We start from the raw sequence: 11,433 nt of genomic DNA on the forward strand, positions 1-11,433 counted from the left end.
GCATTCCTGAGGAAACTGGCGCTGTGCCCTGACACAGCTCACCGCAGATAGATAATTCGTGGGAGCGGACTTGTCCGCGAATACCGCGCTTCAGTCGCTGAATATTCGCCGAACTTACTGGCCTTTTCGCGGACAAGTCCGCTCCCACGAAGTGTGCTGCGCGACAGCGCTGTGTCAGGGAATAAAAATGCCCCTCCACCCCGCAAAACCATCACGCCAGCAAATTATCAATTTCCTCCGCTGATAAACGTTTGAGAGCCTCCAGTGATTTAGTCAATTCGTCCTGTGCGTGGTCACTTTCACCGTTTTTCTGATGAATCGTGGCGCAGAAGTCGGCGAGTACGGGCCGTTCGAACAGGTCCTTGAGGCTGACCTCGCGCTGCAACTGCTCACGCACGCGGACCAGCATCTGCACCGCCACCAGCGAATGCCCGCCCAGCTCGAAGAAATTGTCGGTACGACCGACCTCCTCAACCTTCAATACGTCGGCCCAGATCGCGGCCAGTTGCTGTTCCAGCTCGCCTTCGGGCGCAACGTACTGCGCCTGCAATTGAGTGGCATCCGGCGCAGGCAGCGCCTTGCGGTCCAGCTTGCCGTTGGCGGTCAGCGGCATGGCGTCCAGCAGCACGAAATGGGTCGGCACCATGTAGTCCGGCAGATGGGCTTTCAGCTCTGCCTTGAGGGTTTCCCGCAGTGTTTGCGGGTCCTGCGCAGGGTCGCCCGGCACCAGATACGCCACCAGTTGCCCGTCCAGTGCGAGCACGATCACTTCGCGCACCTGGGCCTGAGCCTGCAAGCGCGCTTCGATCTCGCCCAGCTCGATGCGATGGCCACGGATCTTGACCTGATGATCGATACGCCCGGCGTATTCGATAACGCCAGCTGCGCGATAACGCGCCAGGTCGCCAGTGCGGTACAGGCGTCCGCCGCCAGCAGAAAACGGATCGGGCACGAAGCGTTCGGCGGTCAGCGCAGCGCGGTTGTGATAACCCCGCGCCAGCCCCGCATGACCGATGTGCAGTTCGCCGCTGCAACCTTGGGCGACCGGATTGAAATCCGCGTCCAGCACGTACCACGACAGGTCCGGTATTGCCTCGCCAATCGGGCTCGCAGGGTGCTGCGTGTCGGCCTGGGTGATCGGCCGGTATGTGACGTGAACCGTGGTTTCGGTGATGCCGTACATGTTGATCAGTTGCGGGGCCTGATCGCCAAAGCGCTCGAACCACGGCGTCAGGCTGGTCACGTCCAATGCTTCGCCACCGAAGATCACCGAACGCAGTGCCAGCGGTTTTGCGCTCTCGCAGGCGACGTGCATCAGTTGCTTGAACGCCGACGGCGTCTGGTTCAGCACAGTGACCTGCTGCTCGACCAGCAAGGCGTGGAAGTCTTCCGGCGAGCGGCTGGTTTCACGGGGCACGATCACCAGTCGGCCGCCATGCAGCAGCGCGCCGAAGATTTCCCAGATCGAGAAGTCGAAGGCAAAGGAATGGAACAGCGTCCAGACGTCTTTTTCGTTGAAGGCGAACCAGTCATCGGTGGCGGAGAACAGGCGCATCAGGTTGTTATGAGCGAGCAGCGTGCCCTTGGGTTTTCCGGTCGAGCCTGAGGTGTAGATGACATAGGCCAGATTGTCCGGTGTCGTATGGTTGATCAGGTTCTCGGCGCTATAGCCGTCCAGCGCGGCTTCGATGAACAGGCACTGCACGTTCGCCGGGACCGGCAAGCCATTCATCAGATGACTTTGAGCCAGCAGCAGCTCGATGCCGCTGTCCTGCATCAGAAAAGACAAGCGATCCTGCGGGTAATCGGGGTCCAGCGGCACGTAAGCGCCACCTGCTTTGAGGATTGCCAGCAGGCCGACGATCATGTCCAGACTGCGCTCGGCCGCCAGACCAACGCGCACGTCAGGGCCGACGCCCTGCTCACGCAGTTTGTGGGCCAACTGGTTGGCACGCTGATTGAGCTGGTCATAGCTCAATTGCTCGCCACCCAGACTCAAGGCGATGGCCTGCGGTGTTTCTGCAGCCTGCGCCTCGAAACGCTGATGAGCGCACTGCGCGGTCGGCCAGGCCTGTACAGCCCGCGCCCAGCCGACCGGCAGCGACAATTCACCGAGGCAGACCGAAGGCTCGGCACTCAGGCTTTGCAGCAAGTGATCAAAGTGTGCAGCGAGTTGCGCGACGGCTTCGGCGCTGAAGTGCTGACGGTCGTAGCTGAAGCGCACCGACAACACGTCGGCGGCCTCGACCACCAGTGTCAACGGGTAATGCGCCTGCTCCTGATTGCGCAGCTCGCTGAACGCCAGCCCGTCCGGCGCACGTTGCAGCGCCTCGGACATCGGGTAGTTTTCGAACACCAGAATGTTGTCGAACAACGCTTCGCCGTCGGTCCGCGCCCAGCGCTGGATGTCATACAGCGGCGTGTGTTCATGTTCGCGCAGCGCGAGGTTTTTCGCCTGCACCTGCTGCACCCAGTCGGCAACGGTCTGCTCAGGGCGCGGGCTGGCAATGACCGGCAGGGTATTGATGAACAGACCGAGCTGCTCCTCGACGCCTGGCAGATCCGACGGACGTCCGGCCACGGTGGCGCCGAAGGTCACGCTCGACTGACCGGTGTAGCGTTGCAGCACCAGCAGCCACGCCGACTGCACCAGCGTGTTGAGGGTCACGCGTTGCTCACGGGCAAACTCGGTCAGGCGTCGGGTGCCGTCGGCATCGATCAGTTGCATGTAATCGGCATGCCCCTGCCCGCTCGGCGACGACTTGAGCGTCTGCACCAGCCGGGTCGGCTCGTCCAGTTCGGCCAGTTGCTGCGTCCAGAATCGCTGGCTGAGATCAGCGTCCTGAGCGCTCAGCCACTCTATGTAGTCGCGATATCGCCCGGCCTGTTTCGGCAGTATCTGGCCACTGTAGCGTTGCAACACTTCGCCCAGCAGGCGCGAGCTGCTCCAGCCGTCCATGAGGATGTGATGGCTGGTGTAGATCAGTTGATAAAGGTCTTCGCCGGTTTGTAGCAGCGCCAGACGCAGCAAAGGCCCTTGCGTCAGATCGAAGCCCCGCTGACGGTCATCGTTGGCCCAGTCGTCCAGCCAGTGATCCGGCTTGCCACGCGCATCCAGCACCACAAATGGCACATCGGCCTGACGCTGCACCACTTGCAGCGACTGCTCTGCATGGCTGAAAAAACTGCTGCGCAGCACGTCATGGGCGTCCACGGCAGACTGCCAGGCCGCCCTGAAACGCAGCACATCCAGCCCGCTTACGGACACGCGAAGCTGATTGATGTAATGACCCGCACCCTGCTCGAACAGGCTGTGAAACAGCATGCCCTGCTGCATCGGTGCCAGCGGGTAAACGTCCTGAACGTTGCTGGCAGGCATCGGCAGACGATCAAGTTGCGTCTGGCTCACGCGGGCCAGCGGAAAGTCAGACGGCGTGATGCCCTGATGCCCGGCCAGACAATGTTCGATCAGGGTGGTCAGCGCCTGCTCGTAACGACGCGCCAGCGCGTCGATGGTCGAGGGCTGATATTGCTCGCGGCTGAAGGTCCAGTTCATCTGCAACTGGCCGTCGAACACCTGGCCGTTGAGGCTCAGACTGTTGGCCAGCGGGCCGTCCTCGTTGAGCGCGACACCCGCGTTGTCTGAACTCGGCAGCCATAAGGCACCCTTGCTGTCGAAGCTTCCGTCGAACTGGCCCAGGTAGTTGAAGGTGACCTGCGCTTCAGGCATTGCTGCCAATTGGCGGGCGAAAGACAACTCGCCCAGATAACGCAGCACACCATAACCGATGCCCTTGTTCGGCACGGCACGCAGCTGCTCCTTGATGCCGCATAGGCTCGCACCCAGCGCGGACCGGGGCGTCAGGCGGACCGGAAACAGGCTGCTGAACCAGCCGACCGCGCGGCTGAGGTCCATGTCGTCGAACAGGTCTTCGCGCCCATGGCCCTCCAGCTGAATCAACACGGATGGCTGTCGGCTCCACTCGCAGAGCACCTGCGCCAGCGCGGTCAGCAGCAGGTCGTTGACCTGAGTGCGATAGGCAGCAGGCGCAACTTTCAGCAACTGATGCGTCAGTTCCTTGCTCAGCCAGGACGATGCGTGGGCCGCATCGCGGTTGCGCTGCGTGCCTTGCGGATTGTCGCGTGGCAGCGGTTGATCGGCGCCCTGCAGGGCCTGCAGCCAGTAATCACGCTCGGTTGTGAGCGCGTCGCTCTGTGCATAGCGCTGCAACTGCCCGGCCCAGCGCTGCAACGCGCTGGTTTTCGCGGGCAATGTCAGTGGCTGACCGGCCGCCAACGCCTGATAACCCTGTTGCAGGTCTTCCAACAGCACACGCCACGATACGCCATCCACAGCAAGGTGATGAATGACCAGCAGCAGGCGTTGCTCGCCTTGCGGCAAGTTCACGAGCACGGCGCGCAGCAGTGGGCCGGTGTGCAGATTCAGACTGCGCTGGGCCTTGTTCGCCAGCTCGGTCAGATGCTCGCGATTGTCCAGTTCATGGACCCACAGCAGATCGCGCGCGTCCTGCGCATTAAAGCTCGCGTGCCACTGGTTGTCGTGCTGAACGAAGCCGAGGCGCAAGGCGTCATGTTGTTCGATCAGGGCAGTCAGCGCGCCTTGCAGCAATTTTGCGTCGAGCGCCGTTTGCGGCTTGAGCATCACGGCCTGATTCCAGTGATTGCGTTCGGCAATCTCCAGTTGGAAAAAGCGCGCCTGAATCGGCAGCAAAGGCAACGCGCCGCTGCTCTGCTCCACCGTTGCCACCGGCGTTTTCTGAATCAGCTTGGCGACCGACGCCAATTGGCCGATGGTCTGCTTTTCGAACAGTTGCTTGGGACTGAGTTTGATGCCCTGCCGCTTAGCGCGGGCGATGATCTGCAGACTGAGAATCGAATCGCCGCCCAGTTCGAAGAAGTTGTCGGTGCTGCCGACCTGCTCCAGCTTCAAGACGTCGGCCCAGACTGCGGCGAGCTTTTCCTCGATCTCGCCGACCGGCGCGGTGTAGCGCTGTTGAACCACGCCCGGCTTGGGCAAGGCACGCTTGTCGAGTTTACCGTTGGCGGTCAGCGGCAGGCGGTCGAGCAGCATAATCTGCGCAGGCACCATGTAGTCCGGCAGCCTTGAAGCCAGTTGTTCGCGCAATATTTCAGCGCTGGCAGACGCTACGCAATACGCCACCAGTTGCAGGCGCGACTCGTCATCTTCCATCGGCAGCGGCAGCGGCAGCACGCAGGCCTCGCTCACCGTTTCAAGCGCCAGCAGTACCCGCGCCACTTCGGCAGGCTCGACCCGATAGCCACGCACCTTGACCTGATCGTCGGCGCGACCGATGAACTCCAGCAGTCCCTCATGGTTGCGGCGCATGCGGTCGCCGCTGCGGTAGACCCGAGCGCCATCCTGCGCGAACGGATCCGGCACGAAGCGTTCGGCGGTCAGCCCGGGTTGCCCGAGATAACCCAGCGCCACGCTGTCACCACCGATGTACAGCTCGCCCACCACCTGCGTGTCGCTCAGGTTGAGCACGTCATCCAGCACATACGCCTGCGCACCCGGCAAAGGTTTACCCACGGGAACAGGACGCATCGGGTCGAAGGCGAGCACCTCGTGGGTCAGCACCCCGACCGTGGTCTCGCTCGGGCCGTAATGGTTGATCACCCGGCACTCTGGCTTGAGCTGGCGAATCTGCTCGATCAGCGTCGGCGAACAGGCTTCACCGCCAACGATCAACGTATGCTGGGGCAGCACGTCGACGGGCTGGCTGGCCTGCATCAGTGCCGCCAGATGGCCGGGCACGATCTTCAGCACGCCGACCTGATGTTCGGCCATGTAACGGGCAAAACCGTCCGGGTCGAAACCCAGCGCTTCAGGCAGCACGTGCAGGGTGCGACCGGAACACAAGGCACCGAACAACACGGTGTGGCCCAGGTCGGCGGCGATGGTCGAGACCAGCGCCATGCTCGCCTCGGGAGCCAGTTGCAGCCTGTCCAGCAGACCCCGCACGTAACTGGCCAGCGCACCGTGGCTGACCAGTACGCCCTTGGGCTGGCCGGTGGAGCCAGAGGTGTGGATGACGTAGGCAGGCGACTCGGCGGCAAACGTCGAGTCGAGGGTAGTCGCTGGCAAATCCTGCCACACCGCAGGCGTCCAACTGACGCCCTGACAACCCTCGACTGCCAGCGACTCGGCCCGTGCATCGCCTTCGGCACACAGCACCATTTTGGCCTTCGCGTTGACCAGCATCTGCCGCAGGCGCGCATCCGGCGCTTTCACATCCAGGGGCATGTACACGCCACCGGCCTTGAAGATCGCCAGCACTGACGTCAGCCACTCCAGCGAGCGCTCCATCAGCACGGCAACCGGCTGGCCTTGCTGTACGCCCAGCCGAATCAGATGGCGGGCCAGTTGATTGGCAGCCTGATCCAGCTCCAGCGTGCTCAATGTGCAGTCCAGATAACGGGCCGCAAGCACATGCGGCTGCCGTTCGACCTGACGATCCCACTGCTGCAATACCGAAAGTGCGGGCTCAAGCGGGCGTGGCGCCTGCTCGACGGCCAACGCACCCAAGCTGAAAAGCGGCGCGTCGGGCGCAGCCAGCAGGGTCTGGAACAACGTCAGCAATTCAGGCACGAAGCGTTCGACGGTCGAACGGCGATACAGGTCGCTGGCAAAGGCCATGTCGCCATGAATCAGCGTGCCGTCGTCGGTGATGTCCAGCGCCAGGTCGAAGTGCGCGCCCTGCTTGTCGAAAGCGTATTCGCTGACTTCCAGACCCGGCAGCCTGAGCGCAGTCTTCTGCTTGAGCACCACGTTCTGGTTGAACTTGGCCTGGAACAGCGGGTTGTGGCCCAGATTGCGCTCCGGTGCGAGATGATCGACCAATTGTTCGAACGGTACGTCCTGATGGGCCTGTGCGCCAAATGAGGTGTCGCGGATCTGAGCCAGCAGATCGAGATAGCTCAGGCGTTCGTCCACCTGGCAGCGCAGCACCTGGGTGTTGATGAAGAAGCCGATCAGCCCTTCCGTCTCGGCCCTGCCCCGATTGGCGTTGGGCACACCGATGCGGATGTCGCGTTGCCCGGCCTTGCGCGACAGGAACAGCGAGAAACCGGCCAGCACCAGCATGAACAGGCTCATGCCGTGAGTGCGGGCAAAGGCATTGAGCTGACGCGAGAGGTCGGCACCGAAATCAAAGCACAGATGCTCGCCCTGATAGCTCTGCGCGACCGGCCGCGGGAAATCCTGCGCGGCGTCGAGCAGCGGTTGTTCATCGCCCAACTGATCGCGCCAGTAAGCCAGTTGCCGCTCGCCCTCGCCCGCCTCCAGCCAGCTGCGTTGCCAGATCGCGTAATCGGCGTATTGCAGCGGCAACTCCGCCAGGCTCGGCTCGCGGCCTTCGCTGTACGCCTGATAAGCGTGGACGAACTCCTGAATCATCACGTCCATCGACCAGCCGTCGGAGACGATGTGGTGCATGCACACCACCAGCACCTGTTCCTCACTGGCAAGGCGGAACAGGTGGGCACGCAGCAACGGACCTAAGCGCAGATCGAAAGGCTGCGCAGTGACCGTCGCGACCTGCAGGGCCAGTTCGGCGTCGCGCTGTTCGCTGTCCAGCGCAGACAGATCGATGCGCTCAAGCGCCACGTGCTGGTCATCCAGCACCACTTGCAGCGGCTGGTCGCCGTCGGTCTGGAACACCGTGCGCAGCACTTCGTGACGCTCGATCAGATGGTCGAATGCGCGGGTCAGCGCCGTCTCGTTCAGCGTGCCATGCAGACGCAGGCCGGTGGTCATCTTGTAGGCATCGCTCGACGGATCGAGCTGCCAGAGGAACAGCAGGCGCTGCTGAGCGAAGGACAGCGGGATCGCAGTGAAATCGTGGCGACTGACCGGCACCGGCAGCAGACTGAAGTCCTTGCCGTCCTGACGCAGCCGGGCGAGAAACTGTCGGCGTTGCTCCAGCGATAGGCCGACAAAGCGCTTCGCGATACGTGCAGCAGTGGTCCCGGTCATGCTTCAAATTCCTCCAGCGAATCCATGAACTGGTCCATGTCGCTCCAGTCGTTGTCAGGGGTATTGGCGGTCAGCAGCGCGACCTCGGCAGACAAATCGCCCAGCACCGGTTTTTCGAACAGCGCGCGCAGCGGCAGGCTGACGCCCAGTTGCGTCTTGATACGGGCAATGACTTGCGCGGCCAGCAGCGAATGGCCGCCCAGTTCGAAGAAGTGATCGTCGAGCCCGACCCTCGGCGCATGCAGGACTTCCTGCCAGATGGCGGCAAGGCAGACTTCCACCTCGCTGACCGGCGCGCGATATCGGGCCTGCAACTGGCTGACGTCCGGCGCGGGCAAGGCCTTGCGATCCAGTTTGCCGCTGGGCGTCAGCGGCAGGGTCGGCAACAGCAGCAGATGGGTCGGCACCATGTAATCCGGCAGGCTGGCCTGCAACTCGGCCTTGATGCGCTGGCGCAACGTCAGTTGCTCGGCTTCGCTGACGGTCGCGGCTTGCGGCACGATGTACGCCACCAGTTGTGTGCTGCTCGCCAGAGGGACGGCCAGCACCACGGCTTCGCGCACGTCATGGCACTGTTGCAGGCGCGACTCGATCTCTCCCAGCTCAATGCGGAAGCCACGAATCTTCACCTGATGATCGACCCGACCGATGTACTCAATGGCGCCATCGAGACGCTGCCGGGCGCGGTCGCCAGTGCGATACAGGCGCTCCTCCGCCACGAACGGATCAGCGACAAAGCGCTCGGCACTCAGACCCGGTTGGCCGTGATAACCCCGCGCCAACCCCGGCCCGCCGATGTACAACTCGCCCACCGCGCCTTGCGGCAGCAGATTCAGATCGTCGTCGAGCACATACAGACGGCGACCGGCCAGTGCATGACCAATCGGCACGCCACGCCAGGACACCGCTTCCGGCGTCAACGCGCTGCAATCGTGAATGCTCGACACCACAGTGGCCTCGGTCGGGCCGTAGGTGTTGAGCAGGCGCACATGGCCCAGACCAGCGTCGCGCCACAGACGCAATCCCTCGATTGCCATGGCCTCGCCGCCCACATGAATCTGCCGCAGCGCGCCGTAATGCGCAGGCGGACTGTCGGCAAAATCCTGAGCCAGCGTGAGCCAGTAGGCAGCCGGCAAGTCGGCCAGCGTCACGCCATGCTCGACGACTGCCTGATGAAAGGTCGCGCTGTCCCATACACGTTCGTCACGCAGCACCACGGCGGCGCCTCGGCACAACGGCGGATAGAACTGTTCGACGAAGCCATCGAAACTGTGGGTTGCGAACTGCAGCACCCGGTCGCCGTCGCGCAGGTCGCTGTAATCGGTACCCAAGGTTACAAATTCGGCGAGCGCTCCATGACTGATCGCCACGCCCTTGGGCCGCCCGGTGGAGCCGGAGGTGTAGATCACATACGCCAGGCTGGCCGGATCGACCGGGACATGCAGATCGCTTATGTCGGTCGTCATGTTGTAGACCTGATCAACGCACAGGTAATCGAGCCCCTCAGGCATCGGCAAAGCGGCGAGACGATCACTGTGGGTCAGCAACAGTTTGAGGCCACTGTCGTCCATGACATGCCGCAGACGCTCGCTCGGCGCCGACAGGTCCAGCGGCACGTAAGCGCCCCCCGCCTTGAGCACGGCCAACAGCGCGACTGGCATATCCAGCGAACGCCCCAGCGCCACACCGACCAGCACATCCGGCCCTACGCCGCGTTCGCGCAAACGTCGGGCCAGTCGATTGCTGCGTGCGTTCAGTTCGGCGTAGGTCATGACCGGCGAGTCGCTGTCCTGAGCAAGGATCAGCGCTACGGCATCCGGGGTGCGTCTGACCTGCGCTTCGAACAGTGGGTGCGCAGGCGTGCTGCTATCGGCTTTGATGAAATTGTCGACGTCCAGTAACTGCGTGCGTTCTTCCGCCGCCAGCATCGACAGTTGTGACACGGTTTGCAGCGGATCGGCGCAGACCGACGCCAGCAGGTTGCGCCAGTGCGCGGCCAACCGGGCGATGGTTGCCTCGTCAAAGATGTCGGTGGCGTAGGTGAATGCGGCGTTCAACTGCTCGCCTTCGCCGCTGGTGGCCAGCATCAGGTCGCTGGCTGCGGCATGGGAGCGCTGGGCGAGCGCCTGTTGTTCGGCAGGCAGGTTGGCCACACGCAGGCCGCAGGCCAGTTGCTTGTCGAGCAGATCGGCGACCACCGGCTGGTGATTGAACATCACCTGGAACAGCGGATTGTGGCTCTGACTGCGCTCGGGCTGGAGCGCGTCGATGACTGCGTCGAAAGGCAATTCCTGATGCGACTGCGCGCCGGTAGAGGCTTTGGCCACCGTTTGCAGCAGATCGACAAAGCGCGTCTGCGCTGTGACTTCGCTGCGCAGCACCTGGGTGTTGATGAAGCAGCCGACCAGCCCTTCGGTTTCGCTGCGGGTGCGGTTGGCAATCAGCCCGCCGACCCGGATATCGGTCTGCCCGCTGTAGCGGTGCAGCAGGCTTTTGAAGGTCGCGAGCAGGACCACGAACAGCGTCACGCCCTGACGCTGGGCCAGGGTTTTCAGGTTGCGCAACAATTCGGGTTCCAGCGCCAGTTCGAGGCGTGCGCCTTCGTGGCTGGGCAAGGCCGGGTATGGACGGTCGGTCGGCAGCTCCAGCACCGGATGTTCATCGCCCAGATGCGCGCGCCAGTAATCCAGCTGCCGTGCCTGCTCACCCGCTTCCAGCCAGCTGCGTTGCCACACGGCGTAATCGCGGTACTGCACGACCAGCGGCTGGAACGGAAGCGGCTGACCGGCGACCAGCGCGTCGTAGCCTCGCAGCCATTCGTCGATCAGTACGTTCATCGACCAGCCGTCGGTGATCATGTGGTGCAGGTTGAGCAGCAGCACATGCTCCTGCCCGGTCAGGCGCAAGAGGCGCACGGTGAACAGCGGTCCGTGTTGCAGATCGAACGCCTGCACCGCCTGCTCGGCCATGGCCTGACGCGCCGCAGCCCAGCGCTGATCGACAGGCATTGCACTCAGGTCAGTCAGTTCGATACGGACGGGAGCAGCCGGTGCGACGCGCTGAAACGCCCGGTCGCCTTCCTGACCAAAGGTCGTGCGTAGGCTCTCGTGGCGCTCGACCAGCGCGCTGAAGGCCTGCTCCAGCAGCGGCAGCTCCAGCGCGCCGTTCAGGCACACCGACATCGGCAAGTTGTAGGCCGCGCTGGTCGGGTCCAGTTGCCAGAGAAACCACATGCGCTGTTGCGCATAAGACAGCCCGTCCCGCTCGGCCAGCCCCTCGCACGACGGGATCGGAAACAACGAAAAATCCATGTCTTCACGACGCATGCCGTCGAGAAACAAGCGACGTTTTTCCAAGGGCAACTCGACAAAACGGCGAGCGAGTTTCTGGGCGTGTTCGGGGTTCATGGGGGCATG

2 protein-coding genes are annotated in these 11,433 nt (G+C 63.1%); both read right to left on the reverse strand.

Annotated elements, in window-relative coordinates:
• Positions 1–211: 211 nt before the first annotated feature.
• Positions 212–8,017, reverse strand: a complete 7,806-nt coding sequence (locus tag AC0IXS_RS04885; protein WP_471824002.1) for an amino acid adenylation domain-containing protein — start codon at positions 8,015–8,017, stop codon at positions 212–214.
• A complete protein-coding gene (locus AC0IXS_RS04890) occupies positions 8,014–11,424 on the reverse strand; it encodes an amino acid adenylation domain-containing protein (protein WP_471824004.1) in 3,411 nt (1,136 codons plus the stop codon). The genes AC0IXS_RS04885 and AC0IXS_RS04890 overlap by 4 nt, the downstream gene beginning before the upstream one ends.
• Positions 11,425–11,433: the final 9 nt, after the last annotated feature.

The organism is Pseudomonas sp. AC016, from assembly GCF_979253365.1.

Bases quoted from the DNA above. Each gene is read 5' to 3' on its own strand.
- AC0IXS_RS04885 (WP_471824002.1), bottom strand. From the start codon at position 8,017: ATGACCGGGACCACTGCTGCACGTATCGCGAAGCGCTTTGTCGGCCTA.
- AC0IXS_RS04890 (WP_471824004.1), bottom strand. From the start codon at position 11,424: ATGAACCCCGAACACGCCCAGAAACTCGCTCGCCGTTTTGTCGAGTTG.